This is a genomic window from Nocardiopsis sp. TSRI0078, assembly GCF_001905145.1.
Taxonomy (GTDB): domain Bacteria; phylum Actinomycetota; class Actinomycetes; order Streptosporangiales; family Streptosporangiaceae; genus Nocardiopsis.
Window position 1 is genome coordinate 153,436 of the sequence record NZ_LWLB01000034.1, and the last position, 21,576, is coordinate 175,011.

The window sequence follows — 21,576 nt, forward strand, 5'->3', positions numbered from 1 at the left end:
ACAGGAGTAAACCCAAGTGGCAGCACAGATGTACTACGACGACGCCGCGGACCTCGCGCTCATCCAGGGCAAGAAGGTCGCCGTGATCGGCTACGGCAGCCAGGGACACGCGCACGCGCTGTCGCTGCGCGACTCGGGCGTGGACGTGCGGATCGGCCTCGCCGAGGGGTCCAAGAGCCGCGCGAAGGCCGAGGAGGAGGGCCTGCGCGTCCTCACCCCCGCGGAGGCCACCCGCGAGGCCGACGTCATCATGATCCTGGTCCCCGACCACATCCACCGGGACCTGTACGCGGCCGAGATCGCGCCGAACCTGGAGGCGGGCAACGCCCTCTTCTTCGGCCACGGCTTCAGCATCCGCTACGGCCTCATCACCCCGCCCGAGGGCGTGGACGTCGCCATGGTCGCCCCCAAGGGCCCGGGCCACCTGGTCCGCCGCCAGTACGAGGCCGGGCGCGGCGTGCCCTGCCTGGTCGCGGTCGAGAAGGATGCCAGCGGGCAGGCCTGGGACCTGGCGCTGTCCTGGGCCAAGGGCATCGGCGGCACCAAGGCCGGGGTCATCAAGACCACGTTCACCGAGGAGACCGAGACCGACCTGTTCGGTGAGCAGGCCGTGCTCTGCGGCGGTACCGAGGAGCTGGTCAAGGCCGGCTTCGCCACCCTGGTCGAGGCGGGCTACCAGCCCGAGATCGCCTACTTCGAGTGCCTGCACGAGCTCAAGCTGATCGTCGACCTCATGTACGAGGGCGGCATCTCCAAGATGAACTGGTCGGTCTCGGACAACGCCGAGTACGGCGGCTACACCCGCGGCCCGCGCCTGATCACGGAGCAGACCCGCGAGGAGATGCGCAAGATCCTCGGCGAGATCCAGGACGGTTCCTACGCCAAGGAGCTCATGGACGAGTTCGACGCCGGCCAGCCGACCTTCACCAAGCGCCGCGAGGCCGAGCAGGGCGAGCAGATCGAGAAGGTGGGCGCCGAACTGCGCCCCCTGATGAGCTGGCTCAAGGCCTGAGGGGACCGGGGAGAACCCGGTGAACCGCACGGGGGACAGGTGGACATGCCACCTGTCCCCATCGGGTTCCCTACTCCGGCAGTAGACTTCAGACCGGCCGTCACCCCCGATCCGGGCAGTGCCCATCACCTGCGCGATCGGGTCGCACCACCCGAAAAGGAACCGTTGTGCCCAAACCCGCCGTACTCGTAGCGGAAAAGCTCTCGCCCGCCGGAATCGCGCTCCTGGAGGAGGACTTCGAGGTGCGCCACGTCGACGGCGCCGACCGGTCCCAGCTCCTCCCCGCCCTCGCCGACGTCGACGCCCTCATCGTGCGCAGCGCGACCCAGGTGGACGCCGAGGCGCTGGCCGCGGCCTCCCGCCTGCAGGTGGTCGCCCGGGCCGGTGTCGGTCTGGACAACGTGGACGTGGACGCCGCCACCAAGGCCGGCGTCCTGGTGGTCAACGCCCCGACCTCCAACATCATCAGTGCCGCCGAGCAGGCCATCAACCTGCTGCTGGCCAGTGCCCGCAACACCGCCCCGGCGCACAACGCGCTGATCAACGGCGAGTGGAAGCGGTCCAAGTACACCGGTGTCGAGCTGTACGAGAAGACCGTCGGCGTGGTCGGCCTCGGCCGTATCGGCGCCCTGGTCGCGCAGCGCCTCTCGGCCTTCGGCACCAGGGTCATCGCCTACGACCCCTTCGTGCAGCCCGCCCGCGCGGCCCAGATCGGCGTGGAGATGACCACGCTGGACGAGTTGCTGGAGCGCTCGGACTTCATCACCATCCACCTGCCCAAGAACAAGGACACGCTGGGCCTGATCGGGGACGAGGCCCTGAACAAGGTCAAGCCCAGCGTGCGGATCATCAACGCCGCGCGCGGCGGCATCCTCGACGAGGACGCGCTCTACAGGGCCCTCAAGGACGGCCGTGTGGCCGGTGCGGGCATCGACGTGTTCGCCAAGGAGCCGTGCACCGACAGCCCGCTCTTCGAGTTCGAGAACGTCGTGGTCGCCCCCCACCTGGGCGCCAGCACCGCCGAGGCCCAGGAGAAGGCGGGCACCCAGGTCGCCCGCTCGGTCAAGCTGGCCCTGTCGGGCGAGTTCGTCCCGGACGCGGTGAACGTCCAGGGCACGGGCGTGGCCGAGGAGATCAAGCCCGGCCTGCCGCTGACCGAGAAGCTCGGCCGCGTGTTCACCTCGCTCGCGGGCACGATCGCCAGCCGCATCAACGTCGAGGTGCGCGGCGAGATCGCCTCCCACGACGTCAAGGTCCTGGAGCTGGCCGCCCTCAAGGGCGTCTTCGCCGACGTGGTCGAGGACACCGTGACCTTCGTCAACGCCCCGCTGCTCGCCAAGGAGCGCGGTGTGGAGGTCAACCTCGTCACCAGCGACGACAGCAGCGACTGGCGCAACCTCATCACGGTCGGCGGCGTGCTCGCCGACGGCACCCGCGTGTCGGTCTCGGGCACCCTGACCGGTCCCCGCCAGGTCGAGAAGCTGGTGGAGATCAACAACTACACCATGGAGATCGGCCTGGCCGAGCACATGGTGTTCCTGTCCTACGAGGACCGCCCCGGGGTCGTCGGCAAGGTCGGCGCCCTGCTCGGCGACGCGGGCGTCAACATCGCGGGCATGCAGGTCATCCGGGACGAGGAGGGCGGCAAGGCGCTGATCGCGCTCACCGTGGACTCCGCCGTGCCCGAGGAGATCCTCGGCTCGATCTCCGCCGAGATCGAGGCCGACATCAGCCGCCAGATCGACCTGGAGGACTAGACGGCGCCCTCCTCGGGGCCCTCCGCCGTGTGCGGGCCCCGGTCGGAGCCGTTCCGCGTTCCGGGGCCGCACACGCGCCGCCTCCGCCACACCGGTGGGAGCCGTGCGGTGCGGCCCCTTCGTGTTCCCCCGGGAGGCCGGAACGGGCCTGCTCCGGCCAGGGGAGACACGCGCCAGTCTCACATGGTGAGAAGTCCTGGTCATATAGTTGGACATCCGATATTCTGAAGTCCTAGGAGTCAGCGGTGCACCGGACCCACAGTCCGATGCCGCAGCCCGGCGCCGCACCCGCCCCGACCGGGGCCCGTGCCGGCGTCCCACGGCAGACGATCCCGCCTGGGCGTGCTCCTTCCTCCGTGGACACCGTCGCCCACGTTCCGCGCTCCACCGCCGTCCGGCTCATCCGCCCCGGACCCGGTAGGGCACACCGCGTAGAGCATCAGCACCCGTGGCCGCACCGTTCCCGCGACCGGTCACGCAACGCATCCGGAGGATCGCATGTACGACATGACCGAGTACCCGTCCACGCCCGACTCCCAGGACGAGATCAACCGAGCCCTGCAGGACGCGCTCAACCGCCGGTCCTGAGGCGACCCGCCCGGGCGCCGGGCCGCGGCGGCCCGGCGGCTCGTGAGGGATGCGGGCCGCGCCGGCCGGGGGCGGGCCCGGTGCCGGGGCGGCTCCGGTCCGCCGGGGCGGTAGGGTTGTCTCATTCAGTGTTCATCCTGGTCTCACTATCTGGGAAGAAGCCGGTGGGGCCGCGTCCGAATCAGAGGCAGTCCGTATGGCAGCGCGCACCGTGAAACTGGCGGTCATTCCCGGCGACGGGATCGGTCCCGAGGTCATCGCCGAGGGCCTCAAGGTGCTGGAGGTCGCGGCCTCCCAGCACGACCTCGCCATCGAGACCACCGAGTACGAACTCGGCGCCAAGCTGTGGCACCGCACCGGTGAGACCCTGCCCGACTCGGTCGAGTCCGAGCTGGCCGGACACGAGGCCATCTACCTGGGCGCCGTCGGCGACCCGTCGGTGCCCAGCGGCGTGCTGGAGCGCGGCCTGCTGCTGCGCCTGCGCTTCGACTTCGACCACCACGTCAACCTGCGGCCGGTCCGCCTCTACCCGGGTGTGGACAGCCCCCTGGCGGGTGTGGGCCCCGAGGACATCGACATGCTCGTGGTCCGCGAGGGCACCGAGGGACCCTACGCGGGCGCCGGGGGCGTCCTGCGCAAGGGCACCCCGCACGAGATCGCCACCCAGGACAGCGTCAACACCCGCTTCGGCGTCGAGCGCGTCGTCCGCTACGCCTTCGACAAGGCCGCCTCGCGCCCGCGCAGGAAGCTCACCCTGGTGCACAAGGACAACGTCCTGAGCTTCGCCGGAGAGCTGTGGCAGCGCGTGGTCCGCGAGGTCGGCGCCGAGTACCCGCAGGTCGCCGTGGACTACTGCCACGTCGACGCCGCGTCGATGTTCTTCGTCAACCAGCCCGCCCGCTTCGACGTGGTGGTCACCGACAACCTCTTCGGCGACATCATCACCGACATCGGAGCCGCCATCGCCGGCGGCATCGGGCTGGCCGCCAGCGGGAACATCAACCCCGGCCGCGACTTCCCCAGCATGTTCGAGCCCGTCCACGGCTCCGCGCCCGACATCGCGGGCCAGGGCAAGGCCGACCCCACCGCCACGGTGCTCTCGGCCGCCACCATGCTGGAGCACCTCGGCGTGCCCGAGGCGGCCCGCCGGATCGAGGACGCGGTCGCCGCGGACCTCAAGACCCGCGCCCAGAGCGGCGCGGTCCGCTCCACGGCCAAGATCGGCGACGACCTCGCCGCGCGAGTAGCCGAGCAGGGCTGAGGCCACGCGCCCACAGCCCTGCCCTCCCCTTTTCGAGGCGCGGCTGACGGCCCCACCGAACACCGCCGACGGGCGCGCCTGGAGAACCGGGCGCGCCCGTCGCCGCTTCGTGTGCACGACTCCTGCCCTGGCACCGGGTGCGCTCTTCCGCCAGACTAGATTCCAGGTCGGCGATGCTGCCGGCCTGATGCACCCGAGAGGACCACCGACACATGAACAACGACACCACCACAAGCGGGTTGGCGTTCGACATCCAGCTCTCCGACAAGCGGAAGACCCCGCAGGAGCGAGAGGCACTGCTGGAGAACCCGGGGTTCGGCCAGGTGTTCACCGACCACATGGTGAGCATCCGCTACACCGAGGGGAAGGGGTGGCACGACGCGAAGCTGGAGCCGTACGGTCCGCTGAGCCTGGACCCGGCCACCGCCGCCCTCCACTACGCCCAGGAGATCTTCGAGGGCCTCAAGGCCTACCGGCATCCCGACGGCTCGCTCGCCTCCTTCCGGCCCGAGGCCAACGCGGCCCGCTTCAACCGCAGCGCGGCGCGCATGGCGATGCCCGAGCTTCCCGAGGAGCTCTTCCTCAGGTCCATCGAGCTCCTCCTGGAGCACGACGGCGCCTGGGTTCCGAGCAGGGAGGGCTTCAGCCTGTACCTGCGCCCGTTCATGATCGCCACGGACGTCGGCCTCGGCGTCAACCACCCGTCCCGCTCCTACGTCTACCTGCTGATCGCCTCGCCGGTCGGCTCCTACTTCTCGGGCGGCGTCAAGCCGGTGACGGTGTGGCTGTCCAAGGACTACACGCGCGCCGCGCCGGGCGGCACGGGCGCGGCCAAGTTCGCGGGCAACTACGCGGCGAGCTTCCTGGCCCAGGCGCAGGCCGTCGAGCAGGGCTGCGACCAGGTGGTCTGGCTCGACGCCCGCGAGCACCGCTGGGTCGAGGAGATGGGCGGCATGAACCTGTGGTTCGTGTTCGGCTCGGGCGAGAACGCGCGGCTGCGCACGCCCCCGCTGACCGGGACCCTGTTGCCCGGCATCACCCGCGAGTCGCTGCTGACCCTGGCCCCCGACCTCGGCATCCCGGCCGAGGAGGCGCCGATCTCCACCGACGAGTGGCGCGAGGCCGCCGAGGCCGGTGAGATCACCGAGGTGTTCGCCTGCGGTACCGCGGCCGTGATCACCCCGGTCGGCCGCGTCAAGAGCGACGACGGCGAGTTCGCCATCGGCGACGGCACCCCGGGTCCGGTCGCCATGCGCCTGCGCGAGGAGCTCGTGGGCCTGCAGACGGGTCTGCGCACCGACAAGTACGACTGGATCACCAGGTTCTAGGGTGATCCGGCGGGCCGCCCGGACGGGATCCGGGCGGCCCGCGGCGTGGACAGCGCGGACCGCAGAGCAGGAGTGGTCGCCGCCTTCCGGCGCGTGCGACCTTCGTGCCATGAGAGAAGACGGCAGACGCCTCCTCCGGAGGCCCCGTATGCTCGCCGTCAACGCCCTGGTCGGACTCCTGGTGTGGGCCGTGTGGGCGTTCGTGTGGGGACCCCGGTACCTCGACGCCCTGGCCGACCACTGGGCCGTGGCGCTGACGATGGTCTTCGGGTCACTCGTCGGCGGAGGGACGAGTGAGGGAGGCGGGGCGATCGCCTTCCCCGTACTGACCAAGGTGCTGGACGTGCCCGCCGACCGGGCCCGGGTCTTCACCTTCGCGATCCAGTCGCTCGGCATGGGCGCCGCGTCCCTCTCGATCCTGGGCTCCAGGGTGCCCGTCGAAGGGCGGGTGATCCTGTACGGCTCCTCCGCCGGGGTGGTCGGCGTCCTCACCAGCGTCGTCCTCATCGCGCCACTGGTGCCGCTGCCGACGGTCCGGGCCCTGTTCACCATGCTGCTGGTCGCCCTGGCGATCGCCCTGGCGCTGCAGCTGCGCCAGCGGGGGTACCGGCGTCACCCCCGCGTCCCCCGCTGGGGAGCGCGCGAGGCGTTGCTGGTCAGTGGCTTCGGCCTCGCGGGGGGCCTGCTCAGCGGTGTGGCCGGGGTGGGCGAGAACTGCGTGATGTTCCTCCTGCTGGTCCTGCTCTTCCGCGTCTCCGAGAAGGTGGCGACACCGACCACGGTGGTCATGATGACCGTGGTGTCGGTCGCGGCCTTCCTCGCCCATGCCTTCGTCGTCGGGGACTTCACGGGGCCGGTCTACGACTACTGGATCGCCTCCGTGCCGGTCGTCGTGGTGGGGGCACCGCTCGGGGCCTGGATCTGCACCCGGCTCACACCGCTCACCATCCGTGTACTCCTCTTCGTGCTGATCGGAACCGAGTTCGTGAGCACGCTGTTGTTCGTCCCGTTCACCCCGGGGATGGCCCTGGCCAGCGGAGGGGTCCTCATCGCCCTCACCCTGCTCTCGGTCGCGTTCGTCCGGACGACGCGTTACGCCGGCCCCGGGGCTCGCGGTGCCCCCGACGCGGTACCGGCCCCGATGGCCCCCTCCGCCCCGGGCGTGTCCTTCCGGGCCCCCGGCAGAGCAGCGGATATGTCCGGTGTGAGGAATTCGTATCTCGAATGATGGGACAATCGGCCGCTGAGCACCAGGAACTCCGCCACCGTGTGGCACACTGACCTCATGCCGTCTCAGGTTCTCATTATCGTGAGGCGCGCTGGCTGACCATCGGACCTCGCCAGCGCGCTGACCTCTCGTGTCCACGGGGGGTCTTTTTTGTTGGCGGAGCCCGGTCGGCCACACCACAGCATCCACCTTCGGGAGTTCCACCCATGAGGGACGACAGTTTCCACGTCTTCGACACCACGCTGCGCGACGGGGCCCAGCGCGAGGGGATCAACCTGCGGGTCTCCGACAAGCTGGCCATCGCGAAGCTGCTGGACGAGTTCGGGGTGGCGTTCATCGAGGGAGGGTGGCCGGGGGCCAACCCCAAGGACACCGAGTTCTTCCAGCGCGCTTCACGAGAGCTGACGCTGGAGCACGCGCAACTCACCGCGTTCGGCGCGACCCGCCGTGCCGGTGTGAGGGCCGCCGACGACCCACAGGTGGCCGCCCTGCGCGACAGCGGCGCACCGGTCGTCACCCTTGTCGCCAAGAGTGACGACCGGCACGTCGAGCGCGCACTGCGCACGACCCTCGACGAGAACCTCGCCATGATCGCCGACACGGTGTCCCACCTGTGCGAGCACGGCCAGCGCGTGTTCGTGGACTGCGAGCACTTCTTCGACGGATACCGCCACAACCCCGACCACGCGCTCGACGTGGTCCGCACCGCCGCCGAGGCCGGGGCCGACGTCGTCGTCCTGTGCGACACCAACGGCGGCATGCTCCCCACCGACATCACCCGCATCGTCACCGAGGTCCGCGAGGCCACCGGCGCGCGCCTGGGCATCCACGCCCAGGACGACACCGGATGCGCCGTCGCCAACACCCTCGCCGCCGTCGACGCGGGCGCCACCCACGTGCAGTGCACCGCCAACGGCTACGGCGAGCGGGTGGGCAACGCCAACCTGTTCTCCGTGGTCGGCGCGCTCACCCTCAAGCGCGGCCAGGACGTCCTGCCCCAGGGCTGCCTGGCCGAGATGACCCGCGTGGCCACCGCCATCGCCGAGATCGTCAACCTCGCCCCCGACACCCACCAGCCCTACGTGGGGGTGTCGGCCTTCGCCCACAAGGCGGGACTGCACGCCTCGGCCATCAAGGTCGACCCCGACCTGTACCAGCACACCGACCCGGGGCTGGTCGGCAACACCATGCGCATGCTCGTCTCGGACATGGCCGGACGCGCCTCCATCGAACTCAAGGCCCAGGAGCTGGGCCTGGACCTTTCCGGGGACCGGGCCCTGTCGGGCCGGGTCGTGGAACGGGTCAAGGGCCTGGAGCTGTCCGGCTACAGCTTCGAGGCGGCCGACGCCTCCCTGGAGCTGCTGCTGCGCGAGGAGCTGGGCCGACCGGTGCGCTACTTCGACACCGAGTCCTGGCGGGTCATCACCGAGCGCCGCCCCCGGAGCGGCTCCAGCCCCCTGTCCAACGACTACGAGAGCGTCACCGAGGCCACCGTCAAGCTGCGGGTCAAGGGCGAGCGCGTGATCGCCACCGCGGAGGGCAACGGGCCGGTGAACGCGCTGGACCGGGCGCTGCGCAGCTCCATGGAGGGGGTCTACACCGCGCTGGCCGGGCTGGAGCTGACGGACTACAAGGTCCGCATCCTGGAGGGCTCCTCCGGCACCAACGCGATCACCCGCATCCTCATCACCTTCGGCGACGGGACGGGGGAGTGGACCACGGTCGGCGTGGGCCCCAACGTCATCGACGCGTCGTGGGTCGCGCTCGAACAGGCCGTCACCTACGGGCTGCTCCGGCAGGGCTACCCGCAGGACTGAGGCCTCGGCCGCCCCCCGCCCCGCGAGGCGGGAGCGGGGGCACGGGGCCCGGCACGGACCCCGTCCGGGCTCCGGTCCGGCCGCGGCGGGGCCCGCCCGGGCCCCGCCGCGGCCGGTACCAGGAGCCGTCAGTCCTCGGGGGCGTTCTCCGGGTGGACCCAGCCGTTGCGCTCGCAGCCCTGCAGGTCCAGGGTCTGCTGCTGCATCACCGGGGCCAGTTCGCCCTCGCCGGGGCAGTTCACGTGGCCGCGGCCCAGGGTGTGGCCCACCTCGTGGTTGATCAGGTAGATCCGGTAGGTCTTCAGGTCGTCCTCGAAGTGGGGGACGCCCGACACCCAGCGGTTCTGGTTGATGACGGCCCGGTTGCCGTTGGCGCAGGACACGTACCCGTTGGTGTTCAGCGGGGCGCACAGCCGGTCCACGGTGTCCGGGGCGGCCAACAGCACGCGGATGTCGGCGTCGTCGCCGTCCACCCGCTGCATGGAGCGCTCGTCGTCGGCGCGCCAGCTGCGCGGGTCGCCCAGGATCTTCTCCACGGCGGCCACGAAGTCCTCGGACTCGCCGGGCAGCCCCTTCTCGACCTCCACGGCGAAGGTCGTCAGCGGGCCCTCGCCCATGACCTCGCTCTCCCCCTCCATGACGACGAGGTCGCCGTCGGCGCTGTCGACCTCCTCCTCCACCGAGCGGAGCAGGACCGGAGGCTCCTCCCCGTCTGTGGAGCCCTTCCCCGGGGCCGGGGAGGCGTCGGTGCTCTCGGCCGACTGCTGCGTGCGCTGGTCGTCGGAGCTCCCGGGAACGCCGTCCCCCACGGGGCCGGTGGCCGAGGTCTCGGCGGGATCGGTCGGTGGTTCGGGCACGCTGACCATGAGCACGGTGGTGGCCCCGGAGACCAGGCACAGTCCCAGCGCCAGCCCCATCGGGTACCGGCGGCGTCGACGGTGCCGGGCACGGGACCGACCCGTGGGCGAAGCGGACGTGGGCACGAGGATCAACCCCTCAACAGCGGATGACGGACCCAGCATGCCAGAGTCCGCCCCAAGGAAAAGCCAAGGCAGTGTCCGGGAAAGCCAGGTGTGGCAGGGCTTCGCCGCTTTGTGCCACATCAGAGTGGTGACGGGTGTCCGTGTGCTCATGGGATGTTTCTCACGCGTCCCGCACGCCCCTCCCGGCCTTTCGAAACCTCCACACGATCCGGCTGGCACCGCCGGCGCCCGTCGCGCCGATACCCTTCAACCGCAAGCGAGACAACAGGGCTGCTGGGAGGCATCAGGTGCGCATCGCACGGTTCGCGGCCGGCGACGAGGTCGGGTTCGGCCTGGTCGAGACCGATTCGGACAGCGGGGAGGAGTTCGTCGCACGACTGAGCGGACACCCCCTCCTCGGCGACATCAAGCTGACCGGCGAGCGGGCGAAGCTCTCCGACATCCGCCTGCTGTCACCGGTACTGCCCACCAAGGTGGTCTGCATCGGCAAGAACTACGCCGACCACGTCGAGGAGATGAAGGACATCACGGGGGAGTCCACCGACGAGCCCGTGGTCTTCCTCAAGCCCTCCACCGCCGTGACCGGGCCCCACGACCCGGTCTTCCACCCCGAGATCTCCGAGCGGGTCGACTACGAGGGCGAACTGGCCATCGTCATCGCCCGGCCCTGCCGCGAGGTGCCGCGCGAGCGTGCCAAGGACGTCATCCTCGGCTACACCGTGGCCAACGACGTCACCGCCCGCGACCTGCAGAAGAAGGACAAGCAGTGGACGCGGGCCAAGGGCTTCGACTCCTTCTGCCCCCTCGGGCCCTGGATCACCACGGGCATGAGCATCGAGGAGGCGCAGGACCTGGCCGTCACCACCACCGTGGACGGCCAGACCCGGCAGGAGGGACGAACCTCACAGTTCATCCACGACATCCCGGACATCATCGCCCACGTCTCCTCCTTCATGACGCTGCTTCCGGGTGACGTGGTCCTCACCGGCACGCCCGCCGGTGTGGGACCGGTCGAGATCGGACAGGAGGTCTCGGTGACGGTGGAGCGGCTGGGCACCATCAGCAACAGGGTGGTCGCCCGGGACTGAACCCGGGTCCGTGCGCGGGGGAGGGCCCGCGTCCGGACCGGTCGCGGGGCCGGCGGCGCCCGGCGCCGCCGACCCCGCGAAGGAGCGGAAGGAAGGCACGTGACCATCCCCCGACGACGCCGCACCGGCCCCCTCATGCTCGCCGCCGCGCTCGTGCTCGTGCTCGTTGCCGCGGGATCCGCCTACTGGACGGCCGTACGCGCTGGCGGCGGCCCCGACACGGAAGCGGAGGCACCCGTGAGCGAACCGCGCCGCATCATGCTGGCGGGAGACTCGATCACCCAGGGCGCCAACGGCGACCGGACCTGGCGCTACCACCTGTGGAACCACCTCGCCCCGCGGGTGGAGGGGCTGGACTTCGTCGGCCCCTACACCGATCCCGCCACGCGGGACATGATCCTCCCGGTGCCCACCACCGAGGACGAGGAGGTGCCGAGCCCCTCCGGTGACCCGGCCGAGGGCTACCAGGAGGACGGCGCGGCCGACCCGCCGACCGGTGGGACGGCGCCCGGGGAACCGGGAGGGCCGGAGGACGCGGGGGACGTCGTCTGGCCCGGTGCGAACGGTGGCCCGGACACCGCCGAGTACCGCGACCCCGACTTCGACCAGCAGCACAACGCCCTGTGGGGGCGCACCCTGCGCGATGCCGCCGCCTCCATCCAGGAGGAGGTGCGCGTCCACGAGCCCGACGTGCTGTGCGTCATGCTCGGTGTGAACGACCTGCTGTGGCCGGTCAGCATGGACGAGATGGAGTACCGCCTGCGGGGTTACGTGGAGTCGGCCCGCAAGGGCAACCCGAACGTGCGCGTGGTGCTGGCCGAGTCCCTGCCCATCGCCCTCGCCGACTCCGACGAGGGCTTCGCCCTGCGCCTGTACGCCTACAACATGCTGGTCCGCGAGGTCGCGGCCGACATGTCCACGGAGGAGTCGCCGGTGACCAGCCTGGACGTCGCGGGCAACGAGGACTGGGACGTGTCCGCCGACACCTACGACGGCACCCACCCCAGCGCCGGGGGAGAGGTCAAGATCGCCGCCGCGTTCGCCGACGTCCTGGCCGAGGCGTACGGGCTCGGCCAGGCCTATCCCCGCCCCCTGCCCTCGGTGCCGGCGGCCACCGCGGAGTGAACGGGCCGGGCGGGGACCAGCGGATTCCCACGGGTCCCCGCGCACCGCGGATACCCTGGGGCGCGTGACTGAGACTTCGATTCGTACCCGCTTCGCCCCGTCCCCCACGGGCATGTTCCACGTCGGTGGCGCACGCTCCGCCCTCTTCAACTGGGCGCTGGCACAGCAGCGGCCCGAGGGCCGCATGGTGCTGCGCGTCGAGGACACCGACGCCGCCCGCAACCGCCCCGAGTGGACCGAGGGCATCGTCCGCGCGCTGGCCTGGCTCGGCATCGGCGAGGACGACCCGCACTTCGAGGGGCCCTACTTCCAGTCGGACTACGCCGACAAGCACCGGGAGACCGCGCAGGAGCTGTACAAGAACGGCCGCGCCTACTACTGCGACTGCACCCGCGAGCAGGTGCAGGAACGGCGCGACAACCCCAACCTGGGCTACGACGGGTTCTGCCGCGACCGCAACCTGGCGCCCGGCCCGGGTCGGGCGCTGCGCTTCCGCGTGCCCGACGGCGGCCCCACGGTCGTGGACGACCGGATCCGCGGCCGGGTGGAGTTCGAGCACTCCTCCATCGAGGACTTCGTGATCGCCCGCGCCGACGGCTCTCCGCTGTTCGTCCTGGCCAACGTCGTCGACGACGTCGAGATGCGCATCACCCACGTCGTCCGCGGCGAGGAGCACCTGTCCAACACCCCCAAGCAGCAGCTGCTGTGGGAGGCGCTGGGCCTGAACCCGCCGGTGTGGGCGCACCTTCCGGTCATCGTCAACGAGCAGCGCAAGAAGCTGTCCAAGCGCCGTGACAAGGTCGCCCTGGAGTCCTACCAGGAGGAGGGCTACCTGCCCGAGGCGATGGTCAACTACCTCATGCTGCTGGGCTGGGCACCGGGCGACGACCGCGAGATCATGCCGTGGTCGCAGATGCAGCCGCTCTTTCGCATCGAGGACGTCAACAGCTCCAGCGCCTTCTTCGACGAGAAGAAGCTGCGCGCCTTCAACGGCGAGTACATCCGCGCGCTCAGCGTCGAGGAGTTCGTCGAGCGCTGCCGGCCGTGGCTGGCCGGCGACGCCGTCCCGTGGGACCCCGCCGACTACGACCCCGAGGTCTTCGCCGCCGTCGCCCCGCTCGCGCAGAGCCGCGTGGCGGTGCTCAGCGAGATCGTGCCGAACGTGGACTTCCTGTTCCTGAAGGAGCCCGTGGAGGACGAGAAGAGCTGGGCCAAGGCGATGAAGCCGGGCGTGGGCAGGGAGATGCTGCAGGCCGCCCTGGCCCGCTTCGCCGATCCGGACCTGCCCTGGACCGCCGAGGCGCTCAAGGCCGGCACCGAGGAGGTCGGCGCGTCGCTGGGCCTGAAGCTGGGCAAGGCGCAGGCCCCCGTGCGCGTCGCGGTCACCGGCCGCACCGTCGGCCTGCCTCTGTTCGAGTCGCTGGAGCTGCTCGGGCGCGAGCGCGTCCAGGCGCGGCTGGCGGCGGCCCTGGAGAAGCTGGGCGCCCAGGAGGGCGCGGAGGACGCGAGCGGGGCCTGAGACCCGGGGTGGCCGGCCTGCGGACCCGGGGTGGTCGGAGCCACAGGCCGGCCGCCCCGTTTCGATTCGCGACCGCTCGCAATGTCCGCTAGAGTTGTTCACGTCGCCGAGGGGGACAGGGAAGCGGAAGCGGACCGGTTCTCCCAGAGCATTGGGCTATGGTGTAATCGGCAGCACGACTGATTCTGGTTCAGTTAGTCTAGGTTCGAGTCCTGGTAGCCCAGCGCAGGTTCGCGCGAGTCGCGAGCAGCACGGGTCTGAAGACCCGAGATGCGCCCCCGTCGTCTAGTGGCCTAGGACGCCGCCCTCTCAAGGCGGTAACGGCGGTTCGAATCCGCTCGGGGGTACAGACAGGGAGAGGCTCCCACAGGTGTGGGGGCTTTCTTTCTGGCCGGTGTGTGTCACCGGTGTCCGGTTCGAGTGGGTATGCGACCGCGTTCCGCTCGGCCAGTCCGGCCCCCGTCGTCTAGTGGCCTAGGACGCCGCCCTCTCAAGGCGGTAACGGCGGTTCGAATCCGCTCGGGGGTACCAGCAAGGCTCCGTCCTTCGGGACGGGGCCTTTCGTGTCTCTTCTCTCCGTTCCCGCGCTCCCGCGCCGCGCCCCGCGCGCTCCGGCCTTCCGTGCCGGGCGGCCCCGTGGCCCCCGCGGTCCCTTGGTGGAGCGGTCGCCCTTCTGGGATGCTGATGAGGACGACGCCCCCCGGGCTCCTCAGTCCCGTCAACGTCTGGAGAGTGGGTTCAGCTTTGCCGGATGCCGGCCTTTGGCCCTGTGCCCGCCTCCTGTGGGGAGAGAGCGGGTGACGGGCAAGGAGATCAGTCCCGCGGACCACCCCGACAAGGAGATGCGGGAATTACTCAAGGAGTTGACGAAGTCGGGGTGGGCGCTGCGCAAGGAGGGGCACTGGGGGCGCCTGTACTGCGACTGCGGGTGCTCCGTGCTGCAGGTGGCCGGGACCCCCAGGAACGCCGGCAGGGAGGCCCGCCGTATCCGGAGGCAGACGAGGCGCTGTCCGCTGCCCGAGGACGATCCGCGCCGGGGACCCCGCGACATCTCCTAGGTGCCTGCGGTGTCGGCGGTGCCGCCTGCGGGCGTGGGCGGCCGTACGGGTACGCTCGATCCTGTTGACGTATGTCAACGGCGGATGTGATGCTGGACGTTCAGCGGACGAGGGTTCGCCCGGAGCCGTGTGCGTCGGCGCCGTGGAAGGAGGACCGCGCTGTGTGCGAGTACGAGTTCGTGTTCGTCCTGGACGGGATCTCCCTGGACGACCATGACGCGGTCCAGTCCCTCAGCGAGGATCTGGGAGCGCTCGTCTCCACCTTCCACGGGGTTCCCAGGATGTCCGTCTCCGGCGAGGGGAAGAACGCCGTCTCCGCCGCGCTCGCGGTGGTCAAGCGCGCCTACGAACTGGTCCCGTCCATGAGGATCGTCCGGCTCGACCGGGAACTGGTCGGGGTCTCCGACATCGCCGAGCTCACCGGTCGGACACGGCAGAACGTCACCCAGTGGGTCCGCGGGCAAAGGCATGACGGCGTGCCCTTCCCGTCTCCCGAGGCGGTGGTGGGGCGCTCACTCGTCTGGCTGTGGCCCGAGGTCGACGCGTGGCTGCGCGGACTCGGCCTCGACGACGGCCTGAACTGGCCCACCCGGGACGAGATGACCGAGATCGACTGGGGACTGAGGAACTTCAGGGCGATCCGGCTGAACCTGGCGCTCCACTCCGACGGCGCGGACGTGCGGCGTGTGGCGGGGCACCTGGCGGAGCACGCCCGCACGAACCCGGAGTTCATCCGCTACCTCCTCGTGAACCCGCAGGTGCGCGACGCGGGAGGAAAGTACACGGTCTTCGTGTGCTCGCCGGGCAACGAGGCCGTCGACGTGTTCCGCCGGCTGGACTCCTTCTCCCACCCGGTCGTGCTCGCCACGGTGAACGGCAAGTGGATCCACGCCCTGGTCATGGAGAGCGGCGAGGAGGGGGACGGGGAGACCACCGAGCTGGTGCCCGGGATGACCGTGCGCGACTGGCTGGGGATGATCGCCCTGTCGCCCGAGAGCGAGTTCACCGTCGCGTCGGGGGGCGGGACGGCGCGGGCCGCGACGATCGCGGCGAGGTCGCCGATGGACCTGGTCGGCGCCTGACCGGCGGACGCACGCCCGGGGCCGGATTCGGCGGGAGGCCCCGCCCTCCCCGGGGCCGACCGTCTCCGCCGGCTCCCACACCGCGGGTCCGGACGCGTCGGCGCCCGTACCGGTCCTCAGCGGGCACCCTCGTAGGTGTGCAGGGACTCGCTGATCTTCTCCGCCGCCGACAGCACCGCCTGTGAGTGGATGCGCCCCGGGGAGCGGGTCAGCCTCTCGATCGGGCCGGACACCGACACGGCGGCGATCACGCGCCCGCCGGGGCCCGACACCGGGGCCGACACCGACGCCACGCCCTGCTCGCGCTCGGCCACGCTCTGGGCCCACCGGCGGCGGCGCACCTGGGCCAGGCTGGCCGCGGTGAACCGGGCTCCCACGAGGGAGCGGCGGATCCGGTCGGAGTCCTCCCAGGCGAGCAGCACCTGGGCGGCCGATCCGGCGTTCATGGGCAGTTCGCTGCCGACCGGCACCGTGTCGCGCAGGCCGCTGCTGCGCTCGGAGGCGGCCACGCACACCCGCAGGTCGCCCTGGCGGCGGTAGAGCTGGGCGCTCTCCCCGGTCAGGTCCCGCAGCTGCACCAGCACGGGGGCGGCCACGGCCAGCAGCCGGTCCTCGCCGGTGGCGATGGAGAGCTCGCCCAGGCGCGGGCCCAGGACGAAGCGGCCCTGGCTGTCGCGGGTGACCATGCGGTGCCGTTCGAGCGCCACGGCCAGGCGGTGGGCCGTCGGCCGGGCCAGGCCGGTGATCTGTACCAACTGGGCCAGAGATGCCGGTCCCGACTCCAGGGCGTCGAGGACGGACATTGTCTTGTCCAGGACACCGACGCCGCTGGATGAGCTAGAGTTGTCCATGGCTTGATATTGCCGTCTCGAAATATGGAATGCAAGTCGAGCCGAAGTCCGCGCGGGGCACCAACACGAGACGCGCCCGAGATGACACGAGAGAGGCGACCGCCCATGGCACGCACGATGGCCGAGAAGGTCTGGGAGGAGCACGTCGTCCGACGTGCCGACGGCGAGCCGGACCTGCTCTACATCGACCTCCACCTCGTCCACGAGGTGACCAGTCCCCAGGCCTTCGAGGGCCTGCGCCTGGCAGGCCGGTCCGTGCGCCGTCCGGACCTGACCATCGCCACCGAGGACCACAACGTCCCCACCCAGGACCTGCTCGCCCCCATCGCCGACCCCGTCTCCCGCAAACAGGTCGAGACACTGCGCAAGAACTGCTCCGACTTCGGCGTGCGCCTGCACCCGATGGGCGACATCGAGCAGGGCGTCGTGCACGTGGTCGGCCCCCAGCTGGGCCTGACCCAGCCCGGCATGACCATCGTCTGCGGTGACAGCCACACCAGCACCCACGGGGCGTTCGGCGCCCTGGCCTTCGGTATCGGCACCAGCCAGGTCGAGCACGTCCTGGCCACCCAGACCCTGCCGATGTCGCCCTTCAAGACCATGGCCGTCACCGTGAACGGTCAGCTCAGGCCGGGTGTGTCCGCCAAGGACATCATCCTCGCGGTCATCGCCAAGATCGGCACCGGCGGCGGCCAGGGCTACGTCATCGAGTACCGGGGCGAGGCCATCGAGGCCCTGTCCATGGAAGCCCGTATGACCGTGTGCAACATGTCCATCGAGGCGGGTGCGCGCGCAGGGATGATCGCGCCGGACCAGACCACCTTCGACTACGTCAGGGGCCGCGCGCACGCCCCGCAGGGCGCGGACTTCGACGCCGCCGTCGAGTACTGGAAGAGCCTGCGCACGGACGAGGACGCGGTCTTCGACGCCGAGGTCGTCCTGGACGCCGACGAGCTCAGCCCGTTCGTCACCTGGGGCACCAACCCCGGCCAGGGCGTGCCGCTGGACGCCTCCGTGCCCGACCCCGCCTCCTTCGAGGACCCCTCCGCCCGCGCCGCCGCCGAGAAGGCCCTGGCCTACATGGACCTCCGGGCCGGGACGCCGATGCGCGAGGTGCGGGTGGACACCGTCTTCCTCGGCTCGTGTACCAACGGCCGTATCGAGGACCTGCGGACCGCCGCCGAGATCATCCGCGGCCGCAAGGTCGCCGAGGGCGTGCGCATGCTCGTCGTCCCGGGCTCCATGCGGGTCAAGGAGCAGGCCAACGAGGAGGGCCTGGGCAAGGTCTTCGAGGAGGCCGGGGCCGAGTGGCGCGAGGCGGGCTGCTCGATGTGCCTGGGCATGAACCCCGACCAGCTCAAGCCCGGTGAGCGCAGCGCCTCCACCTCCAACCGCAACTTCGAGGGCCGCCAGGGCCGAGGCGGGCGCACCCACCTGGTGTCGCCGCAGGTCGCCGCCGCCACCGCGGTGCGCGGCACGCTGTCCTCGCCCGCCGACCTGGCCGCCCGGTAGCGCGCACCCGTTAAGGAGACTCCCATGGAGAAATTCGACGTCCACACCGGTCGGGCCGTGCCGCTGCGCGCCAGCAACGTCGACACCGACCAGATCATCCCGGCCGTCTACCTCAAGCGGGTCAGCCGGACCGGCTTCGAGGACGGCCTGTTCGCCGAGTGGCGCAAGTCCGACCCGGACTTCGTCCTCAACCGCCCCGAGTTCCAGGGCGCGTCCGTGCTGGTGGCCGGGCCGGACTTCGGCACGGGATCCTCGCGCGAGCACGCCGTATGGGCGCTGCAGGACTACGGCTTCAGGGCCGTGCTGTCCTCGCGCTTCGCCGACATCTTCCGCGGCAACTCGCTCAAGGGCGGCCTGCTGACGGTTCTGCTGCCGCAGGAGGTCATCGACCGGCTGTGGGAGGCCGTGGAGGCCGACCCCGCCACCGAGGTCACCGTGGACCTGGTCGAGCGCGAGGTGCGCGCCCCCGCCGCGAACGTGCGGGAGCCCTTCGAGCTGGACGACTACACCCGCTGGCGGCTGCTGGAGGGCCTGGACGACATCGCGCTGACACTGCGTCACACGGACGACGTCGCAGCCTTCGAGAGCACCCGCAAGCCCTGGCTGCCCGTGACCCTCTAGACACCGAGGTCGGGCGCGGATCGGTTTCTGGGCCGGGGATCCAGTCCTGTGTGACGCAGGACACCCCCGGTCCAGAAATATTTTACCTTCACTTGGAGTGAGCAGCCGCTTACAGGTCTTCTGTCCTTAAGCTCGGCGTGTCCAGCGCCCGGAATCCGGTTATACGTAGGCATTTGAGGTTCACAGAAGGGGCCAAAAGGGACTGGAGCGGAAGGTGTCACCGGTCCGCGCCAGAGCTCCTCCCCGACTGCCCCGCAGGTGGGGACAGCCCCCGACACGCCTTGTCCGCAGGCGTTTGTATTTGTGTAAGGGCCTCTGTTTCCCCTAATTTCGTGCGAGCAAGGGGGAACCGGAGGAACCTTATGAACAAGCGTGACCTGATCGACGCGATCTCCGATCGTCTCGGAGACAAGAAGACCGCGACCGAAGCGGTCAACGCTGTGCTTGAAACCATCCAGACCACCGTGGCGTCGGGTGACAAGGTCGCCATCACCGGCTTTGGAGTGTTCGAGAAGTCCGAGCGTGCGGCTCGTACCGCCCGCAATCCCGCCACCGGCGCCACCATCAACGTCCCCGCGAGCTTCGTTCCGAAGTTCCGCGCCGGCGCTGACTTCAAGGCCCTGGTCAACGGCGACAAGAAGTAGCCCGCCACCGCACAGCGACGGGTCGAGTCCGCCCGGGTCCCTCAGGGGCCCGGGCGGAACCTTTTCGGACAGGGCGCCCGATGCTCCGGACAGGGCGTCCGAGGCGGGCGGGAGCGCTCTCAGTCGCCCGGAGCGCACCCGCGGGCCCCTTCCCCGCCCCTCCGTGCGGAAGGGGTGCTCCCGAGGCGGGAGGGCGCGATGCCGGGCCGTGCAGGCCGCGACGCCTGAGGCCGCGACTTGCCGGACGCGGCTCAGGGCGTGTTCTGCGGGCACAGGCCCCCGCCCACCAGCTCCCACATTTCCCGCGTCCTGGGCCCCACGCCCAGCGCCACCGCGGCGCGCAGGTCCTCGGGGGTGTCCACGTCGCGCCGCACCGAGGCCACCCCCGGGACCACCAGCTCCCGGGTGCCCCCGGACAGGTGACGGGCGCGCGAGGCCCCCTCGAACGCCGGGGCGAGCGGGTGCCCGGGCGTCGCGGCGAGCAGCGTCGTGCCCACACCGGGGGCGTCCGGGAGGAAGGACCTGCCGTGCCCGGCGGCCGCCGCCAGGACCCGCTCCAGCTCCTCCGGACGCAGCGCGGGCAGGTCCGCGGACAGGGCGCACACCCCCGAACCGGGCAGGCGCCGCCGTGCGACCATCGCCCCGTGCGCCAGCGCGGAGTTCAGACCCGTGCCGGGCTCGCCGCCCACCACCACTGCGCCCAGGTCGGCGAGCTCGGCGCCCACACGCGGGTCCTCGGTCACCGCGAACACCGCCGAGACCCCCGGGCAGAGCAGCGCGGCGGCGACCGTGTCGCAGGCGACGGCCAGTGCCAGGTCCTCGCGCCGGCTCCCCACGGCCGGGGCCAGCCGCGACTTGGCGCGGCTGAGGTGCTTGACTGGGACGATCAGGGACCAGCGCACCCCGAGGCGCGGCGTCCCGCCCCGTTCTCCAAAGCCGGTCACGGTTCCCCCGGGACATCGATACGGCCATGACAGTGACGAGGGTAGGCGGTCGGGGTCCGCGCGCGGCGTGGCGGCCGTGGGCGTGCCGCGCGGGCCCGGGGGCGTGCGCCCCGTGCCCTCCGCGGACGCGGCGGCCCTCCCGGGCCCGCGCCCGCTGAGGGGGAACCGCGGTGCGGAAGCCGCCCGAACGGCGCACAGCAGGGCATACACCTGCGAACGCGTCCTAGACTGAACCGGTTGTGCTGCGAGGTCCGGACGGGCCCGGAGTGATGGAATGAGGAGTCCCGTGGCCAAGCAACGAGAATCGCGGTGGGTGAAGGCGGTCGTCTCACGGATCGTCCGGTTCGTCCTGTGGTTCGTCACCAAGCCGGACTGGAAGGGCACCGAGCACGTCCCGGACCGGGGCGGGGTGATCATCGCCGCCAACCACCTGTCGCTGGCGGACCCCCTGACGGTCGCCCACTTCCTCTACATCGGCGCCCGGCGCTGGCCGACCTTCACGATGAAGGACGCGATCATGCGCATTCCCGTGGTGAGCGCGGTGGCCAGGAGCACCGGCCAGATCCCCGTCAAGCGCGGCAGCACCGACGCGGTCAAGGCGCTCCACGAGGCCGAGCTGGCGCTCACCCGCGACGAGGCGTCGGTGATCTTCTACCCCGAGGGCACCTGCACCCGGGACCCGGACCTGTGGCCGATGACCGCCAAGACCGGTGTGGCGCGCCTGGCGCTCACCACGGGGGTGCCGGTCGTGCCGGTGGCGCACTGGGGCGAGCAGAACCTCCTGCCCTACGGCTCCAAGAAGCCCAGCCTGTTCCCCCGCAAGCGCCTGGAGTTCATGGCCGGTCCGCCGGTGGACCTGTCCCGGTTCCGGCACCTGCCGCTGACCGGGACGGTCCTCAAGGAGGCCACCGAGGCGATCATGGCCGACATCACGGCCCTGCAGGCGCGCATCCGCGGCGAGGAGCCGCCCGCGGTCCCCTACGACCTCAAGAGGGCGCGCGCCGAGGCCAAGCGGGCGGAGCGCCCGGTCGGCCCGGATGAGCCGGGGGAGCGGGCCGCCGCGGGCGCCGGGGAGGCCGCCGACGGCACGGCACGGGCCGAGGGCCGGACCGGAGCGGACAGCGAGAACGGAAAGAACAGCACGGAGGCGTGACGGAG

The 21,576-nt window shown here is 71.1% G+C and carries 18 protein-coding genes and 3 tRNA genes; 18 read left to right on the forward strand and 3 right to left on the reverse strand.

The window, feature by feature from the left end; all coding sequences use genetic code 11:
* The first annotated feature begins 16 nt into the window (after positions 1–16).
* The 6 genes from ilvC to cimA all read left to right on the forward strand — a co-directional run bounded on the left by ilvC (position 17) and on the right by cimA (position 8,991).
* Positions 17–1,012 carry a ketol-acid reductoisomerase gene (gene ilvC, locus A6A08_RS21915; protein WP_199867014.1) on the forward strand — a complete coding sequence of 332 codons (996 nt, stop codon included), beginning with the start codon at positions 17–19 and terminating at the stop codon, positions 1,010–1,012.
* Between the two features lie 167 nt (positions 1,013–1,179).
* Positions 1,180–2,769, forward strand: coding sequence for a phosphoglycerate dehydrogenase (serA, locus tag A6A08_RS21920; RefSeq protein ID WP_073704518.1), 1,590 nt, complete (start codon positions 1,180–1,182; stop codon positions 2,767–2,769).
* Positions 2,770–3,553: 784 nt separating this feature from the next.
* Positions 3,554–4,618 (forward strand): 3-isopropylmalate dehydrogenase, encoded by a 1,065-nt coding sequence (locus tag A6A08_RS21925; RefSeq protein ID WP_073704519.1) that lies wholly within the window; start codon positions 3,554–3,556, stop codon positions 4,616–4,618.
* A gap of 212 nt (positions 4,619–4,830) precedes the next feature.
* Positions 4,831–5,946: a branched-chain amino acid aminotransferase gene (locus A6A08_RS21930; protein ID WP_073704520.1), complete on the forward strand. Its 1,116-nt coding sequence runs from the start codon at positions 4,831–4,833 to the stop codon at positions 5,944–5,946.
* Positions 5,947–6,094: 148 nt separating this feature from the next.
* Entirely contained in the window at positions 6,095–7,174 is a 1,080-nt protein-coding gene (locus A6A08_RS21935; RefSeq protein WP_242422802.1) for a TSUP family transporter, read from the forward strand.
* Between the two features lie 206 nt (positions 7,175–7,380).
* On the forward strand, positions 7,381–8,991 hold the full coding sequence (gene cimA / locus A6A08_RS21940) for a citramalate synthase (protein WP_073704521.1): 1,611 nt from the start codon (positions 7,381–7,383) through the stop codon (positions 8,989–8,991).
* 128 nt (positions 8,992–9,119) lie between these two features.
* Here cimA and A6A08_RS21945 read toward each other — a convergent pair whose 3' ends face one another.
* Positions 9,120–9,908, reverse strand: a complete 789-nt coding sequence (locus A6A08_RS21945) for a DUF3152 domain-containing protein (protein ID WP_073704522.1) — start codon at positions 9,906–9,908, stop codon at positions 9,120–9,122.
* 353 nt (positions 9,909–10,261) lie between these two features.
* Here A6A08_RS21945 and A6A08_RS21950 point away from each other — a divergent pair, with 353 nt between their 5' ends.
* From A6A08_RS21950 to A6A08_RS21985, 8 genes are all read left to right on the forward strand, one after another.
* Positions 10,262–11,062 carry a fumarylacetoacetate hydrolase family protein gene (locus A6A08_RS21950; RefSeq protein WP_073704523.1) on the forward strand — a complete coding sequence of 267 codons (801 nt, stop codon included), beginning with the start codon at positions 10,262–10,264 and terminating at the stop codon, positions 11,060–11,062.
* 99 nt (positions 11,063–11,161) lie between these two features.
* Positions 11,162–12,187, forward strand: a complete 1,026-nt coding sequence (locus A6A08_RS21955) for a GDSL-type esterase/lipase family protein (RefSeq protein ID WP_073704524.1) — start codon at positions 11,162–11,164, stop codon at positions 12,185–12,187.
* Positions 12,188–12,251: 64 nt separating this feature from the next.
* Entirely contained in the window at positions 12,252–13,706 is a 1,455-nt protein-coding gene (gltX, locus tag A6A08_RS21960) for a glutamate--tRNA ligase (RefSeq protein ID WP_073704525.1), read from the forward strand.
* A gap of 152 nt (positions 13,707–13,858) precedes the next feature.
* Positions 13,859–13,930 (forward strand) — tRNA-Gln (locus A6A08_RS21965).
* 50 nt (positions 13,931–13,980) lie between these two features.
* A tRNA-Glu gene (locus A6A08_RS21970) sits at positions 13,981–14,053 on the forward strand.
* A gap of 108 nt (positions 14,054–14,161) precedes the next feature.
* Positions 14,162–14,237 (forward strand) — tRNA-Glu (locus A6A08_RS21975).
* 266 nt (positions 14,238–14,503) lie between these two features.
* Positions 14,504–14,764, forward strand: coding sequence for a hypothetical protein (locus A6A08_RS21980; protein ID WP_073704526.1), 261 nt, complete (start codon positions 14,504–14,506; stop codon positions 14,762–14,764).
* 161 nt (positions 14,765–14,925) lie between these two features.
* On the forward strand, positions 14,926–15,846 hold the full coding sequence (locus A6A08_RS21985; protein WP_073704527.1) for an AlpA family transcriptional regulator: 921 nt from the start codon (positions 14,926–14,928) through the stop codon (positions 15,844–15,846).
* 116 nt (positions 15,847–15,962) lie between these two features.
* Here the strand turns inward: A6A08_RS21985 and A6A08_RS21990 are convergent, their stop codons facing one another.
* On the reverse strand, positions 15,963–16,649 hold the full coding sequence (locus A6A08_RS21990) for an IclR family transcriptional regulator (RefSeq protein ID WP_073704528.1): 687 nt from the start codon (positions 16,647–16,649) through the stop codon (positions 15,963–15,965).
* A gap of 153 nt (positions 16,650–16,802) precedes the next feature.
* Here A6A08_RS21990 and leuC point away from each other — a divergent pair, with 153 nt between their 5' ends.
* The 3 genes from leuC to A6A08_RS22005 all read left to right on the forward strand — a co-directional run bounded on the left by leuC (position 16,803) and on the right by A6A08_RS22005 (position 19,474).
* Positions 16,803–18,209: a 3-isopropylmalate dehydratase large subunit gene (leuC, locus tag A6A08_RS21995; RefSeq protein WP_073704529.1), complete on the forward strand. Its 1,407-nt coding sequence runs from the start codon at positions 16,803–16,805 to the stop codon at positions 18,207–18,209.
* A 24-nt stretch (positions 18,210–18,233) separates the two neighbouring features.
* Positions 18,234–18,830, forward strand: coding sequence for a 3-isopropylmalate dehydratase small subunit (gene leuD / locus A6A08_RS22000; RefSeq protein WP_073704530.1), 597 nt, complete (start codon positions 18,234–18,236; stop codon positions 18,828–18,830).
* A gap of 362 nt (positions 18,831–19,192) precedes the next feature.
* Positions 19,193–19,474 (forward strand): HU family DNA-binding protein, encoded by a 282-nt coding sequence (locus A6A08_RS22005; protein ID WP_017576946.1) that lies wholly within the window; start codon positions 19,193–19,195, stop codon positions 19,472–19,474.
* Positions 19,475–19,725: 251 nt separating this feature from the next.
* On the opposite strand, the gene cofC is transcribed toward A6A08_RS22005, so the two are convergent.
* A complete protein-coding gene (gene cofC / locus A6A08_RS22010) occupies positions 19,726–20,418 on the reverse strand; it encodes a 2-phospho-L-lactate guanylyltransferase (protein WP_242422804.1) in 693 nt (230 codons plus the stop codon).
* 286 nt (positions 20,419–20,704) lie between these two features.
* Between cofC and A6A08_RS22015 the strand changes: the two genes are divergently transcribed.
* Positions 20,705–21,571: a 1-acyl-sn-glycerol-3-phosphate acyltransferase gene (locus tag A6A08_RS22015; protein WP_073704532.1), complete on the forward strand. Its 867-nt coding sequence runs from the start codon at positions 20,705–20,707 to the stop codon at positions 21,569–21,571.
* Positions 21,572–21,576: the final 5 nt, after the last annotated feature.